Genomic DNA, 15719 nt, shown 5'->3' on the forward strand with positions numbered 1-15719 from the left:
TACCTCTTCCCATTCCGAACAGAGCAGTCAAGCCCGCCAGAGCCGATGGTATTGCCGTAACAGGTGGGAGAGTAGGTCGGTGCCTTTTTTTACACGGAAGCCCTTGCTGGAAACAGTCAAGGGCTTCTTTCGTTTACATACTGCCCCAAAAGATCCCAAAGAATAATGGCCTGGCCCTTAAGTTATATAATCTACTTTTCAATGGACCACGCATCGACGCTGCAGTGGATCCACTAAAATCGGTATTGGTTTACAGGTTTAACTGTTTTTCCTTTTATACGATTAGCAATTCTACGAGATATTAGCTAATTTAGTCATTACAGCAATGTAAATATGATGAAAGCTAAACAGATATCCTTACTCAGTATTTTTTTACTTGTATTTTTCTTTATCAGCAATAGTTTGAATGCACAGGGGCAAGCATTGGATGATGGTGTTTTGCGCATATTGGCGATTGGGAATAGCTTTTCGGAGGATGCGATCGAGCAGAACCTGTATGAATTAGCCAAAGCAGGGAAGAAAAAGATCGTCATCGGTAACCTTTATATTGGTGGGGCACCATTAAGCCTACATGTAAGCAATGCGAAAGAAGATAAACCTGCTTATCGCTATCGGAAGATCAATCTCGACGGTCGGATGTCAGAGCGGGCAAATGAAAGGCTTTCTACGGCTTTGGTAGATGAAGCTTGGGATTATATTAGTTTCCAGCAGGCAAGCCCTTTATCGGGAGATTATGATTCCTATGCGAAGGATTTACCACTTTTATATGAGTATGTCACAAAACATGTAAAGTATCCGGAAACGAACTATATATTACATCAAACCTGGGCCTATCAGAATGGTTCATCGCATGAAGGCTTTGTCCGGTATAATCGTAATCAGAGTGCAATGTATACGGCTATCGTAAACACCTCTCAGGAAGTCTTTAATTGGGGGAATTTTAATGTATTGGTACCTTCGGGAACAGCTATACAAAATGCACGATCAAGCTATTTAGGCGATCAATTCACACGGGATGGCTATCATCTTAATTTGGATTATGGACGTTTTGTAGCCGCATGTACCTGGTATGAGGCACTGTTTAAAGAAAATGTTGTCAATAATACGTTTTTGCCACTTAAAGTAACCTATATTGAAGGGCAGATAGCACGGGCGGCCGCACATCAAGCGTTGGAATCTCCTTATGGGGTTACTGTATTGAAGGATTTTCAATTAATGAAATAATATATTTATATGAGTATCAAAAAAAGCTATTTGATCGAATTAGATCATGAAACAAAAAATACCAAACGTATTTTGGATCGGATACCAGATGAAAAATTGGATTGGCGTCCGCATGAAAAATCGATGACTCTAGGAGAGCTTGCATCCCATGTTGTGGAGTTACATAGTTGGGTGTCTAAAGCGATACCAAAAGATGCATTTGATTTTAAGGTAGATTATCATCCACTCAAAGTATCTTCTGTAGAAGAGCTTAAATTGACTCTTTCTGAAGGATTGGAAAAGAACAAAGCTGCCATAGAAGATATAGCTGAGGATGACTGGTTTAAAGACTGGGTATTGAAAGCTGGAGACTATGAAATAGCACGTTTACCACGCGCTGGCGCTATACGTTTTATTGTTAACAACCATATCGTTCACCATCGTGGACAGTTGACTGTATATTTACGGTTACTCGGTATTCCAGTACCGGGTTTATATGGGCCTTCGGCGGATGAACCGATGCCCAGTATGTAGTATCATTTGGATATGGTATAGAAAAATAGATATAAAAATAAAGGGGATCAAATTGATCCCCTTTATTTTTATATGTTGAATTGTCTAATTATTTAGCCAATTCTTCAGCGATTGCTTTTCCGATTTCAGCTGGAGATTCAACTACACGAATACCACACTCACGCATGATTTTCATTTTTGCAGCAGCAGTATCATCAGCACCACCAACGATTGCACCAGCGTGGCCCATACGACGTCCTGGAGGCGCTGTTTGACCAGCGATAAATCCAACAACAGGTTTAGTGCCGTGTTCTTTGATCCAACGTGCAGCTTCAGCTTCCATTCCACCACCGATCTCACCAATCATGATGATCGCTTCAGTTTCTGGGTCGTTCATTAATAATTCAACAGCTTCTTTAGTTGTTGTACCGATGATAGGGTCACCACCGATTCCGATAGCTGTCGTGATTCCTAATCCAGCTTTTACAGTTTGATCTACCGCTTCGTAAGTTAAAGTTCCTGATTTAGAAACTACACCTACATTACCTTTTTTGAAGATAAATCCTGGCATAATACCGATTTTAGCTTCACCTGCAGTGATGATACCAGGGCAGTTAGGACCGATCAAACGAGATTTCTTGTCGCTCAAGTAAGATTTTACTTGGATCATGTCTTTTGTAGGGATACCCTCAGTAATACAGACAATCACTTCGATACCCGCAGCGGCAGCTTCCATGATTGCATCTGCAGCAAATGCTGGAGGTACAAAGATAATAGAAACATTAGCTCCTGTAGCGTCTACTGCATCTTGAACAGTGTTGAATACAGGACGGTCTAAGTGTTGTTGACCACCTTTACCAGGAGTCACACCACCAACTACATTTGTTCCGTACTCAATCATTTGAGTCGCATGGTAAGTACCTTCGTTTCCAGTGAAACCTTGAACGATTACTTTTGAATCTTTATTAACTAATACACTCATTTCTTCTTTAAATTTTGCACACAAATCTACTATTTTGCTTTCTAAAATGGAAGCAATGTGGATAGGAATATGACCTTTATTGATAAATTTTTAGTTCAGATTGCGTTTTTGGATAAAATCCCAAAGGATAATGCCAATTGCGACAGATACGTTAAGTGAGTGCTTGGTGCCATATTGGGGGATTTCGATACAAGTATCGATTTTTTCCATGACTTCTTCATCAACTCCATTGACCTCATTTCCAAAAATTAATGCATACTTTTTATCCGACTTTGGCTCAAATTGATGTAACATGACACTATCATCTGCTTGTTCAACGGCGATGATGGTATAACCTTCTGCTTTTAGCTGATCTACGACGTCAGTTGTATCTTTATGGTATTCCCAAGACACGGATTGTGTAGCACCTAAAGCAGTTTTTTCGATTTCTCGGTGTGGAGGAGTGCCGGAAATGCCACATAAATATATTTTTTCAATAGCAAATCCGTCTGCGGTACGGAAGGCTGAGCCGACATTGTGCATACTACGAACATTGTCCAAAACGATTGCGATAGGCGTTTTTTCTTGTTTTTTAAACGATTCAACATCTGTACGTTGAAGTTCATCCATCGATAATTTTTGCATGTCGCAAATATACTAAACCTAAAAAACAAAATAGATTTTGAATATTGAAAATAAGGTGTTATTTTTGCAGTCCGAATTACAAGAAAAAATTGAATAAAAATTAGCTAAAAAAAATGGCAAATCATAAATCAGCGATCAAAAGAATTAGAGCAAACGCTACTAAACGTTTAAGAAACCGTTACCAAGCAAAAACAACGCGTAACGCAATCAAAAAATTACGTCATACAACTTCTGCAGAAGAAGCAAAAACATTGTTACCACGCGTAATTTCTATGCTTGATCGTTTGGCAAAGAAAAATGTGATCCACAAGAAAAAAGCTTCTAACAACAAATCTAAGTTAACTAAATTCGTTAACGGTTTAGCGTAAGCTTTCTGTATAGATATTGAGGGGTACAGCTCGCTGTATCCCTTTTCTTTATGTTATATACTTTGGATTTCTCTTTCCAAGCGAATAGTAATAAAAAAAGCATCAATACTGATGCTTTTTTTATTTTATGTTATTTAGTGGATAAACTATTGCTTTAAATTGGGCAATAACTCCGCAATGACTTTTTTCAACTTATTGGGATCTTTCATATAAGGTTCCAAATCATATAGCTCTACTTTTTTGAAGTCGATTGGATGACTCTCACTCTGCAACGAAATGCTTCCTTTCTTTAATAGTTGTCCATCTTTTTTTACTGCAGGATCAAAGGCTGTTACATTGCCACCACCGATTTGAGGTTTGGTGTATTGCATCACCACTTTGTCTTCAAGGATATGTTGTACAAGTGAATCTCCCAATACCAGAAAATCCGCTGTTACCCATTGATCTCCAGCATAGGTTTTGGATGTGGAGCTGATGCAGTGTGGGGTAAATAGTTTGTTATCGATGACAACATTTGTTCCCGGTGTACAGAGATTACTTGTTGTACGTTCGTCCTTACCATTGCCACCTAAAAGTTGTCCTTCGATTGATATCGGAAAATCTTGATCTATACCCATTGTTTTCGGATCTTGTCCGTGTAGCATAGCACCACTATTGCGCCAAGCCCAACCTTCGCCGCCTGGTGCTTGTTCGCCTACAAAACGATAGGTTACACGTAATAAATAAGCTGAGAATTCTTTATTAAAGAATAAATGGCCGTATTGAAAATTGAAGTTATCATAGCCATCATATCGGACTTTCAATAAACCATCTTCAACACGGAAAGTGTTTTTATAGTTATCTCCAACCTTGTGGTTTCGGATTTTAGGGGTCCAGTTTTTTAAATCTTTCCCATTGAATAATTGAATGGGTTTGGGTTTTTTGTCTTGAGAATTGCCAAATACGGAAGTACTGAGTAATAAAATTCCAGCACCATAGATAATATGTTTGAATTTCATCCTGAATTAGGTTTATTGACCTAAATTAGGGAAACATTTTTAAATAAGCAATTCTTTTTGTTTGACATACTCACTGGGACGAATACCTACGACTTTATTGAATGTATTACTAAATGTGGGCAAGCTGTTATATCCAACTTTCAAAGCGACTTCATTGACACTTAGTTTTTCATCCAATAACAACTTGAGCGCAGTCAACATTCTAAGGATGGTATAGTATTGGATAAATGACATATTCAATTCCTTCTGAAAGAGTCTCGCCAATGTACGTTCGCTGATATTAAAGAGGCTTGCAAGTTTTTTGAAGCTTACATTTTCTTCGATATTCTCTTCTAGATAAGTAACGATATCTTTTAATTTGGGGTGGCTTGGATAAGGCAGCGCCAAGGGAAGTTCGTGCAGCGATAGTTCAGGAAGAATAAGTTTAAATGCCGTAGCTAAGCTATATTTAGGTTCTTCAACGGGGAATATATTGCCATTCCAACGATTGGTAAACATGATCAATTCAATCAGTAGATCGTTTACTGGGTAGATGCCCATTTTGCTGTAGAATGCGGTATCGTTATTCGTTTTTGGAAAATAGAGATTACGCATCACTACCTCAGGAGTACTTGGATGAATACTATGCTTTACACCAGCGGGAATCCATAGATAATGTCGGGCCGGCAGAAAATATGATTTTTCATCTGTTTTTATAAAGACGACTCCACCCTCTGTATATAAAAATTGATCCTTTTCATGACAATGCTCAGTGATATGATTTTCAGCTATTATGGCATGATGGCAATAGATGCTATCTTGAAATGAATCAACCTCCGTCATATAATAGCGGTTGACATATTTTGAATCACTCGTTGTATCTTTTATGTTCATTTTTTCCTATAAAACTACGCTGCAAAGGTAAGACTTTTTTACTAGACCTAACCTTCTTGCTGTTAAAGTGAGTGTATGCTTACAATAAAATTGCAATTAAATAGCTGGCGAGTTAGTATTTACTTACTTGGTTTTAAATTGATTTTTTTTAATTCATTGAAAATTAGATTGATACGAATTCTGTTTCTGTTTTTATAAAAATAATAGGAAATATATTTTTGTTTATTTTACTGAACAACAATGTGTTATAGTTATTTCGTCTCCATTGAATAATTTTGTGTCGAATGGTAATAAATTCACTGTATAAAAAAACGTTAAAATTGTTTGTTTAAGAAATGTTCACTGACGTTTAATATCTTTTAAAATAGCGGATATAAATAGGTTTCAATTTCTTAAGTTTACATGAATAGCGTACAAAATAAAATTATAAGGATATGGCTTACGAAAGGATAAAAATTCAGAGCTTACACGATAAGGTTATTACAGCTACCGAAGCTGCAAAATTATTTCAGGACGGTATGGTCGTCGGGTCGAGTGGTTTTACAAAGGCAGGCGATAGTAAAGTCGTATTACCAGCATTGGCAGATCGGGCCAAAGAAGATCCGTTGAAAATAACGTTGATTACAGGGGCTTCTTTAGGTCATGGTACAGACGGAAAACTGGCAGAAGCCGGAGCGCTATCCAAACGCATGCCTTTTCAGGTGGATCGTACCCTTCGCAATAAGATCAATGCTGGAGATGTGCTTTTTATAGATCAGCATTTAAGTGAGACTGCAGAGCTGTTACACAATAAAAATCTACCACAGGTCGATATCGCTGTTTTGGAGGTTGCGGCGATCGAATCCGACGGTAGTATCGTTCCAACGACTTCGGTTGGTAACTCAGCTACTTTTGCCGCATTGGCTAAGCAGGTTATTTTGGAGGTCAATACTGCTATACCGACCACAATCAAAGGGATACATGATATTTATCAGGCAGAAGATTATCCACGTCGTAATGTAATTCCTATTGTCGCGCCCGAAAATAAAATCGGTCGAAAAACAATTCCATTGGATCCCAGCAAGATCGTGGGTATCGTATTTACCAATGAGCTTGATAGTCCGGCGGATATTGCTGAGCCAGATGCGAAAACAACAGCAATAGCGAAACATATATTGGCGTTTTTTGAAAATGAGGTTGAATTGGGACATCTATCCGAAAGTTTGATGCCATTGCAGGCCGGGATCGGAAAAGTAGCCAATGCGGTACTTACAGGCTTTATACATAGTAAATTTCATAATTTAACAATGTTTTCTGAGGTATTGCAAGATAGTACATTTGATTTAATTGATGCTGGTAAACTGGATTTTGCATCAGCTTCTTCCATTACCGTATCGGAGGAATGTTACTCACGCGTATTTGATCATTTGGACAAATACCGTGACAAGATTGTGCTACGTCCTCAAAATATTTCCAATACACCGGGCTTAATCAAGCGTTTGGGCATTATTGCGATCAATACAGCAATTGAATTTGATATCTATGGAAATGTAAATTCCACGCATACCTCAGGTACCAATATTATGAACGGTATTGGTGGATCAGGAGATTTCGCACGAAATGCTTACTTAAGTATCTTCGTCACGCAAGCGGCCTCTAAGGGTGATGTGATTTCCCATATCGTTCCGATGGTATCTCATGTGGATCATACTGAGCATGATGTTGATATTTTGGTGACAGACTATGGTTTAGCCGATTTACGTGGTTTAGCACCACGAGAACGCGCAAAAGTTATTATTGAAAATTGTGTACACCCCGATTTCAAAGCGCAATTATTGGATTATTATACTCGTGCCTGTGAAAGGGGAGGACATACGCCACATTTATTGGAGGAAGCATTCAGTTGGCATATCAACTTAAGAGAAAAAGGAACCATGAAGAAAGACTAGCCGCACATATTGCTACAGGTTATAAAAGAATAGGGCTACTGAGGATTCAGCTAGCCCTATTCTTTTATAATTTGGTACATATCCTCCCAGATGCATTTCAAATATTCTACTCCTTGGGATTCTGTTTTAGTTTTCCAACAGTATTACTAATAAAATCATTATTCTGCTCACTGTCTCGTTTTAAACCCTCGATTCCCAATAGGGGGGGCGTTTCGAGGGATACCCATCTTACTTTTTACGAGCTTTTTTTCAAAAATAACCGTAGTAGCTCTTTATGGTATTTGCATGTGGTTGCCTATCTGCGAGACTTTCTCGGTGTTATCTATAATGACGTTGCCACTTTGTTCCGATTGAGACCGATGGTAATTTTCGTCCTGAACCATTGCCTGATCTCCGGCAATTCAATCTGTTTTCGGTAGCGTTCTATAATTGTCGGATGGAATTTTGCGATCGTTTTAGCTCCCCAACCGATTCCCTTTTTGATGTGGAAATCTGTGGCATCGGATAGCGAAAGCAAAAGCCTGAACATTATTTCCGTAAATTGTGGTGAAAGGCCTTTCTTTACCGCATAATGTGTCGCTACACCGATCGTACGGACAATCCACTTGTCGGAATATTGGGCCAGGTGTTTCAACAAAGGAATTGTTTTTTCTGGATAGGTAAGGAGTGCATGCCCAAGTACACGCTCACCTACGATATCGCAGACATACCATTCGTCTCCGCCTACAATATAAGCGCATGCTCTTTGGATCGACTCTTCAAGATATAAAGGTAAATGCAGTTGTAGCATCATACCCGCCAATACATAACTTCCCATTTCTTTGGTAGCGACCAGTATATCCATAACGTGTAGCTGTTCATCCTCGGGTACCCATAATGCCATTTCCTTTGCTGCGAATTCCAAAAGAGGAAAGCTAACCTTCTTTTTCAATAAACCTTCATATATGACTACAAGGAGCGCATCCTGCCCTTGCAGTTCCCAACTTTGCTTGGCCTGCTCTAGGATTTCTCTTACACGAACCTTACTGGTCATTTTTTCCATTTGCACGATCTGATTTATTATTTTTGATCTTTATAGATATTCCAAAAATTATAATCCGTCATCGGAGCATCTGTTATACCGATATTCCGGCCCATGGTGACGATCTGCCCTCGGTGGTAGGTCCCATGGATAATCAAATGCTGAATATATTCATATTTTGAAAAATCACACTGGAACCAAGGCGATTCGACCTTTACATTTTTTTCTAGATCCTGTTCCGATAGACCTTCTACATAGTCCTGGAGTTTCTGCGAACTGTCTTTGATAGCCCTGAAGATATCCTCTTTATTACTGAATGTTTTTTCGAAATCAAAGTCATTACGTTCTGAGATATGACTCCACCAATACTCCTGCGTCTGCCATATATGGTTTAATGTTTTTAAGATCGTCGGAAAGCTCGATGGGACTTCTTGATTGAGTTGTTCATCTGACTTGGTACCTAACCAATCCAGATACTTGTTGACTACCCAGTTGTTGTACTGTACGCTTTTGGTGATTAATGTTTTTAAGCTCATAATTATTGGTTTATAGTTTTGTAAATCTTTTAAAACTTTTTACGTAAATATAAATCTTTCCAAACAGATTTGCGATATTTAGATAAAGTATGGAATACTTCGTGCTGATTATTATTCGTGAATTGATCAGGTATTTTCTTTGGTTAAAAAGAGAAACCCGCTAGCCTTATATTTGCTTTGACAATTCGTGTAACCAATTATAAATTACGAAATAATGAAAAAAGTAACAGGTCTTGCACTCGCTCTTATTGCCTTGCTGTTTAATAGTAAGGTACAAGCTCAAATCAATTATTTAAACCAATCCAAAGCAGACTTTGACAAACACATGCAATGGTTTAGAGAAGCTAAATATGGCATGTTCATCCATTTTGGACTTTATAGCCAACTTGGTGGAGACTATAAGGGAAAGCCAATTGAAGGCTATGCCGAATGGATTCAGGCAGGGGCAGATATTCGCAAGGAAGAATATGCCCAGTTGATCCATAGCTGGAACCCATCGCATTTTAATGCGGATCAAATCGTCCAGTTAGCCAAAGATGCAGGCATGCAATATCTGGTAGTTACGACCAAACACCATGAAGGGTTTTGCCTATGGGATTCAAAATATACAGCTTATGATATTGCTTCAACACCAATGAAAGGGCGGGATCTCATACAGGAATTGGCTACTGCCTGTAAGAAAAAAGGAATCCGATTTGGTACTTATTATAGTATTATAGACTGGCACCACGATTCACAGTATCGTAATAGCGATGGAAAAAACGGTTGGGACAAATGGGGACAGGTCGCGATGAAACAAGATCAGAGGGCTGTTTATATACAGTATATGAAAAATCAGTTGAAAGAATTGATTGTCAAGTACGATACCGATATGCTCTGGTTTGATGGTGATTGGGTTAATTGGTGGGATATGGCCGCTGGACAGGAACTCTACCAATATTTACGTGAGTTAAAGCCATCTCTTATTATCAATAATCGCGTAGCCAAACGTGAGCAATTCAAACGTGACTTTGGTACACCAGAGCAAGAGCACCTCAGTGCGAAAGTAGATTATGATTGGGAGGCTTGTTATACCTTGAATAACTCATGGGGATTCAAACGATCGGACAGTGCCTGGAAGAGCCCGGAGGAAGTAAACAAAAAGTTGGTGGAGATTAATACACAGGGCGGAAATTTATTGTTGAATATAGGTCCAGACGGAAATGGTGAGGTTCCTGCGATAAGTAAAGAGATATTGCTGAAAGCGGCGGCGGAGCGAAAAGGTCAAGCAAAATAAACGATTAGCAAATTGTATTAGAAAGAACCAGACTCATCGTGAATCTGGTTCTTTTTTATTAGGCCCTTCCAATATTAATTATCGAAAATAATGTCATTTTCCTTATTTGAATACATCACAATGAGTTAGTTGACTGCTCCATTATTTGTCAATAACATTAATCTCATAAATGGACGGTAAGCCGCTTGCTTTTGTGATATTCAATCGTAGCTTTTCTGTTTGATATGCTCTCGGTAACCGGATGACCTTACAATCGCCCATAGATTCAGCACCCAAATAAATTGTCTCCCAGTTGCCCTTATTAAAGACTTGTATTTTATATTCCTGAATTCTATTGATTCTGACATTGGAAAACCCATCCCCTAGATTTTTGGTATCCTGATATTCAAAGATGCTGATTTTGTTAAATTTTTTCTTAGGATCCAATTGAATGTCAACTGTTGCTATTGTATCGCTGGCCATCCAGCGGCTTTCTAGGCTTCCATCAGTAATATTTGACGCAGCGTAGTTCACTTTTGTATCCTGTGCGGTTGAGCTTGCGGTAACAGGTGCTTTTGCCGAAACAAACTGACCGTTTTTAGGCAAGGGTTGTCCTTTTTTTAGCCCCAGTCGTTTTCCTAATTCAATAACGGCATTCGCTTCATATTCGCGGATACGACCCGTTTGATCAGGAGGGACATTGACGACTAGGCAGTTGTCATTATCTGTACTCCAGTAGAACAGTTCTTCCAGTTCGTCGACCGACCGGATCGGCAATTCTGTCGATTTTTGAAACCAGTTCCAGCGACTGCTCAAACAGATCGTATGCTCATAAGGGAGATAATAGGACTGGCCCTTATGCAGATATTGTTTTTTGTCATAACGGGTGATCAACTTAGGATCCCAAAGACGGAAATCGGAGGGAAAATATTGAAAATAATATTTATTATCCTCGGTCATAGTTGATGGTAAGGCGGCATTTCGTTCACCTTCTTTATAAACGATCGTATGGTTAACGCTGATGGCGCAGTTCGGACTATAGGATTTGACCAGCTTGTACAGTTGGTCCAGCCCCCAATTATCAGGTTGACGATCCCAACCACCATCCAACCATAGTTCGCTAATGTTGCCATATTTGGTAAAGAGTTCTGTCAGCTGGTTTTTCATATAATCAATATACTTTTGGGGATCCTTGTCTTTGTAAGATGGTTCTTTGCGATCCCACAGGGAATAATAGATTGCGAAATCCAGACCATATTTTTTACAGGCATCGGATACAGCCTTGACCACATCTGTTTTCACCGGTGAGGCGGCGACATCATAATCAGTGTATTTACTATCCCATAAACAGAAACCGTCATGATGTTTTGTAATTAATAGGACATAACGGAATCCCGCATCCCGAGCTGTACGTACCCATTGATCCGGATCGAGCTGCGTTGGGTTATATTTTTCTACGGGAATGCTTCCATCAGACCATTCTACATCCGTAAAGGTGTTGACGCCGAAATGCATAAACATGCCATAGCCACGTTTGATCATTTCCTTTTGTGCCTGCGTAGGCTTGTTGCTGGATTTTTGTTCCTGTGAGTAGCCTATTGTGGATAGACTGAGAAACATAGCAATAAAAAATAGTGTTTTATTCATAATTTATTTGGTATGCGTTTTAAATTTTCGAAACCTTGAAGTTTAGCTTTATCGGTTTCAGATCACTACGTTTTAGATCTAGCATCACTCCCTACTTATAGAAGACGATAAATATGTTAGATTGTCCCTAAAAAAAGAAAATTTCTTCTCATTTTTTTAGGGACATTTCGAGCCTTCAACCGTCAATAAGAGAGTAAGATACTAAAAATATGGAATCATTATTAAAGCTTCGGATTTATGCAAATTCTAGAAATGAAGTCAAGGAGAAATTTGTCCCCGACCTATTGCTTTATCTTTATTATTTTAAAAGAAGACCATTTTTTATTATTGATTTGAATCGGACTTCAATTATTTTCAGAAATGATAAAGACAAACTGTCACTATATTTAAGTAGACAAGACGATAAATTTATATCTCCTATTGATCATAAGTTTAGAACCCCATGGGTCAGTTATAAAATGACAGGTCATTACTTTGTTTTTCATAGAAATTTAGCTATGCCGAAATATATCTTTGATCATTGTTATATAGAAATTATTAAAGAGTTTTCAAAGACATCTGAAGCTAAATCATAACAGATAATCTTTCCAAATAAGGTGAATCTATATTCAGCTCAATATCGTATTTTATCCGCCCTCCTAAAAATAGGTAAAATGAAAAAAATATAAGCAGACCTAAAGCTTGATCAGTATATTTATAGTAGATAATATAATGCAACCAAGATAAACTTAATTTCAAACAAACATGAAAACAAAAATCATTTTACTTTTGGTCATGATCACCATGCTGTTCGGATTCCAAAATAGCGTGAAGGCCGATCCACCTTTTCAGAAAAAAGGGATGATTAAATTAACTGTCTTTTATCCTAATGGGCCAGGAAAAACATTTGACTGGAATTATTATCTCGATAAACATATGGCCTTGGTGAAACAAGTTTTTGGAAAAAATTTAAAAGGTGTCGCGATTGACAAAGGGCTTTCTGGAAAAGGATCACAAGGTGAACCAACATATTTGGCCATTTGTCATTTGTATTTTGAATCGGTAGCGGGTTATGAGGGTCCTATGAAAGAGAATGGGAGTAAGTTTGCAGAGGATTTTCCAAAATACACCAATGTCAAGCCCGAAGTTCAGATTAATGAAGTGGTAGAATAATCAGGATCTATTTAAAATTAAGACCTGAAGAAAGTCGTTTGTGAAAAGCAAACGACTTTTATTTTTATCTTTATTTTCAGCATAATTTTATTTGGCTCTCTTAAAATAATAAGCAATTTATCTACAGATGGAAATAGAAGAAATTTTTCAAGACAAATCGATAAAATTAAAGGGTAAGGTCGCTATTCTTGGAGCTAGATTACTCAATGGCGACCTTTCTCTCCAATTGTTATTAGAATATGCAGATCAACAAAAGGCTATTGACAAAGCGACCTGTCTAGAAGCTATTGAATATGCGACGAAAAAGAATTCGACAATTGCCAACAGCAACCTGTTGGATTATGTGACACATGCATTGAAGGATAATGAACCAAGAGTAAAATGGGAGAGCGCCAAAATAGTTGGAAATATTACAAAGCTTTTTCCAGATCAATTGGATAAGACTGTCGCTAATTTGTTGAAAAATACACGTAATAGTGGGACGGTTGTCCGTTGGGCTACGGCCTATGCCCTAGCCGAAATAATCAAGTTAAAAACCGTTCAAAATGATTTTTTAATCCCCGAAGTGGAACTCCTTTGTGAGTTGGAGGAAGATAATGGTGTAAAGAAAAAATACTTGGATGTTTTAAAAAAGATAAAAAAGTAGCATTTTTAACAGGAAAATACCTTATTTCAATCGTCTTACTATGATAAATTGCTTTATTGATTAGCTCAAATGGATTACAATTATTTTGAAGACTTTAAGGCTGGAAACCAGCGGGTGCTAGAATTTTGCATTCAGCAAAATAGGTCATCCCTATTGTTTTTCGCCTACAAATTTATTCGAGATGAAACCGTATGTGAAGAAATTGTTGCTGATAGTTTCTTTAAACTTTGGCAGCATCGTGCACGGATGACTGATCTTGGCCATATTCAATATTTCCTGTTTAAAACCACGAAGAATGCCTGTCTGAACCATATTGAAAAGGAAAAATCATCGCCCTTTGTCTACCATGGGCTTGAGGGGATAGACCAACAGGACGATCGAAATATACAATTCGATATGATTTATGCTGAGTTTATTCAATTATTATATGCTGAGTTGGATAAACTGCCAACACAACAAGCACAAATCTTTAGATTGAGTTATTTGGAAGGTTACAGTACGGAGGAAATCTGTACATTATTAAACACCACCGCTAATAATGTGTTTTACGCTAAATCTAAGGTGCTAAGTTATCTTAGACAGCGATTTGGACGGAATGATATGTTATTGGCATTGTTCCTAGCCCCCTATCTTTTTCAGCATCTTTAAAAAAAGTAAAATATTCACTAAGGTTTTGCTCAGTTTCCGGTTTACCTATAAAAACCACGATTATGACTGTGCCTAGAGATATTGCATGCCTTATTTTTCATCACTTTCAGGGCGACCTTACGGATTTGGAACAGGATGAGCTGCAGACTTGGCTCAATTCGGATCCACAACATCGTGTGTTCTTTGAGCAACTCGCAGAAAATAGCGGATGGGAACACGATCTAGCGATTTGGCATCGTCTGAACAATACTTCGAAAAAAAGTCAAGATGATCAGATGCTCTTGACAAAAGTGATGGAGAAAGTCCAAGCAATGGAAGAGCCTGTGCAAACTAGGAAAGTCTCCGCTTTGTGGTGGTATGCGGCTGCAGCGATTTTGCTTTGTTGTTTCTCCATTTACTTCATCGTACAACAGAGACAGTCGGATAAAAAAGGGCAAACATTGGCCTATAAAAATACCGAAGATATAAAACCGGGGAAAAGTGGCGCGCGCTTAACCTTACCGGATGGTACTGTTATCGCACTAAAATCAGACGATCAGGGCATCCAAATGGGGGAGGAAATTCAATATGTAAATGGTGATAGACTTGCCACGACAGATTTGACTAATACAAAGATCGCAGATAATACTTTGCTAACATTGGAGGTTCCTGTAAAGAATTTTTATAAAATAATCCTTTCCGATGGCACTCAAGTCTGGGTTAACTCAGGTTCTAAGTTGCATTACCCGTTACGATTTGAGAAAAATAACCGCGTGGTTGAACTTGAAGGGGAAGCTTATTTTGAAGTCGCCAAACTTACATCAAACAATGCTGTTCGTGGAGCTAAACCTACCCGTATCCCTTTTCTGGTAAAAACCAAGGGGCAGTTGTTGGAGGTTTTGGGGACTAAGTTTAATGTAACGGCTTATCCTAATATCAAGACCACGAAGACAACTTTATTGGAAGGTAAAGTAGCAGTATCCGCTGCAGGATATCCTTCGAAATCAGTCTTATTGACACCAGGGAAACAAAGTTTATTTGATGGCAATGCGTTTCAAATCAAAGAAGTTGATGTGGATCAGGCCATCGCTTGGAAAGATGGGTTATTCTATTTTGATGGCGAAGATGCAAAGGAAGCTTTTGAGCAATTGGGTAAATGGTATGATATCGATATACAATACATAGGTAAAGAACCACATGTTGCTTTTTTCGGAACAATTGAGCGGAATAAGAGCTTAAAAACAGTAGTTGAAATATTGCAAAAAAGCGGGGTCAAATTACGCTTGGAGCGGAAAGCCGACCGTACACGCCTGATGATTGAAGGGGAATAACAATAAAATAAGGGA

At 38.3% G+C, this 15719-nt stretch carries 17 protein-coding genes and 1 rRNA gene; 11 read left to right on the top strand and 7 right to left on the bottom strand.

The window, feature by feature from the left end; all coding sequences use genetic code 11:
- From rrf to M2408_RS25475, 3 genes are all read left to right on the top strand, one after another.
- Positions 1-88 (top strand): 5S ribosomal RNA (rrf, locus tag M2408_RS25465); the annotation flags it as partial.
- A 245-nt stretch (positions 89-333) separates the two neighbouring features.
- Positions 334-1224, top strand: coding sequence for a DUF4886 domain-containing protein (locus M2408_RS25470; protein WP_259187383.1), 891 nt, complete (start codon positions 334-336; stop codon positions 1222-1224).
- 9 nt (positions 1225-1233) lie between these two features.
- Positions 1234-1737, top strand: coding sequence for a DinB family protein (locus M2408_RS25475; RefSeq protein ID WP_259187384.1), 504 nt, complete (start codon positions 1234-1236; stop codon positions 1735-1737).
- An 88-nt stretch (positions 1738-1825) separates the two neighbouring features.
- Here the strand turns inward: M2408_RS25475 and sucD are convergent, their stop codons facing one another.
- Both sucD and M2408_RS25485 read right to left on the bottom strand, forming a co-directional pair.
- The gene (sucD, locus tag M2408_RS25480) at positions 1826-2698 is read right to left on the bottom strand and encodes a succinate--CoA ligase subunit alpha (RefSeq protein WP_077438675.1); all 873 of its coding nucleotides are present in this window, start codon (positions 2696-2698) and stop codon (positions 1826-1828) included.
- A 90-nt stretch (positions 2699-2788) separates the two neighbouring features.
- Positions 2789-3322 (bottom strand): RNA methyltransferase, encoded by a 534-nt coding sequence (locus M2408_RS25485; protein ID WP_259187385.1) that lies wholly within the window; start codon positions 3320-3322, stop codon positions 2789-2791.
- 113 nt (positions 3323-3435) lie between these two features.
- Here M2408_RS25485 and rpsT point away from each other — a divergent pair, with 113 nt between their 5' ends.
- A complete protein-coding gene (gene rpsT / locus M2408_RS25490; protein WP_046671646.1) occupies positions 3436-3690 on the top strand; it encodes a 30S ribosomal protein S20 in 255 nt (84 codons plus the stop codon).
- Between the two features lie 146 nt (positions 3691-3836).
- Here rpsT and M2408_RS25495 read toward each other — a convergent pair whose 3' ends face one another.
- Complete coding sequence (locus M2408_RS25495) at positions 3837-4688, bottom strand: DUF1080 domain-containing protein (protein WP_259187386.1); 852 nt, start codon at positions 4686-4688, stop codon at positions 3837-3839.
- A gap of 39 nt (positions 4689-4727) precedes the next feature.
- Positions 4728-5561: an AraC family transcriptional regulator gene (locus M2408_RS25500; protein WP_120259332.1), complete on the bottom strand. Its 834-nt coding sequence runs from the start codon at positions 5559-5561 to the stop codon at positions 4728-4730.
- A 434-nt stretch (positions 5562-5995) separates the two neighbouring features.
- Here M2408_RS25500 and M2408_RS25505 point away from each other — a divergent pair, with 434 nt between their 5' ends.
- Positions 5996-7489 (top strand): succinate CoA transferase, encoded by a 1494-nt coding sequence (locus tag M2408_RS25505; RefSeq protein ID WP_259187387.1) that lies wholly within the window; start codon positions 5996-5998, stop codon positions 7487-7489.
- Positions 7490-7811: 322 nt separating this feature from the next.
- Here M2408_RS25505 and M2408_RS25510 read toward each other — a convergent pair whose 3' ends face one another.
- Positions 7812-8531: a DNA alkylation repair protein gene (locus tag M2408_RS25510; RefSeq protein WP_259187389.1), complete on the bottom strand. Its 720-nt coding sequence runs from the start codon at positions 8529-8531 to the stop codon at positions 7812-7814.
- Positions 8532-8548: 17 nt separating this feature from the next.
- A complete protein-coding gene (locus M2408_RS25515; RefSeq protein WP_259187390.1) occupies positions 8549-9046 on the bottom strand; it encodes a DinB family protein in 498 nt (165 codons plus the stop codon).
- A gap of 214 nt (positions 9047-9260) precedes the next feature.
- Here M2408_RS25515 and M2408_RS25520 point away from each other — a divergent pair, with 214 nt between their 5' ends.
- On the top strand, positions 9261-10322 hold the full coding sequence (locus tag M2408_RS25520; RefSeq protein ID WP_259187391.1) for an alpha-L-fucosidase: 1062 nt from the start codon (positions 9261-9263) through the stop codon (positions 10320-10322).
- A gap of 141 nt (positions 10323-10463) precedes the next feature.
- On the opposite strand, the gene M2408_RS25525 is transcribed toward M2408_RS25520, so the two are convergent.
- On the bottom strand, positions 10464-11948 hold the full coding sequence (locus M2408_RS25525) for an alpha-L-fucosidase (protein WP_259187392.1): 1485 nt from the start codon (positions 11946-11948) through the stop codon (positions 10464-10466).
- 209 nt (positions 11949-12157) lie between these two features.
- On the opposite strand from M2408_RS25525, the gene M2408_RS25530 reads away from it, so the two are divergent.
- From M2408_RS25530 to M2408_RS25550, 5 genes are all read left to right on the top strand, one after another.
- Entirely contained in the window at positions 12158-12523 is a 366-nt protein-coding gene (locus M2408_RS25530; protein WP_259187393.1) for a hypothetical protein, read from the top strand.
- 169 nt (positions 12524-12692) lie between these two features.
- Positions 12693-13100 (top strand): EthD family reductase, encoded by a 408-nt coding sequence (locus M2408_RS25535; RefSeq protein WP_259187394.1) that lies wholly within the window; start codon positions 12693-12695, stop codon positions 13098-13100.
- Between the two features lie 127 nt (positions 13101-13227).
- A complete protein-coding gene (locus tag M2408_RS25540) occupies positions 13228-13746 on the top strand; it encodes a hypothetical protein (protein ID WP_259187395.1) in 519 nt (172 codons plus the stop codon).
- 69 nt (positions 13747-13815) lie between these two features.
- The gene (locus tag M2408_RS25545) at positions 13816-14394 is read left to right on the top strand and encodes an RNA polymerase sigma factor (protein WP_259187396.1); all 579 of its coding nucleotides are present in this window, start codon (positions 13816-13818) and stop codon (positions 14392-14394) included.
- A 62-nt stretch (positions 14395-14456) separates the two neighbouring features.
- Positions 14457-15704, top strand: coding sequence for a FecR family protein (locus M2408_RS25550; protein WP_259187397.1), 1248 nt, complete (start codon positions 14457-14459; stop codon positions 15702-15704).
- The last annotated feature ends 15 nt before the right edge of the window (positions 15705-15719 follow it).

Origin of the sequence: Sphingobacterium sp. BIGb0165 (assembly GCF_024810095.1) — a bacterium.
GTDB classification, from domain to species: Bacteria; Bacteroidota; Bacteroidia; order Sphingobacteriales; family Sphingobacteriaceae; genus Sphingobacterium; species Sphingobacterium detergens.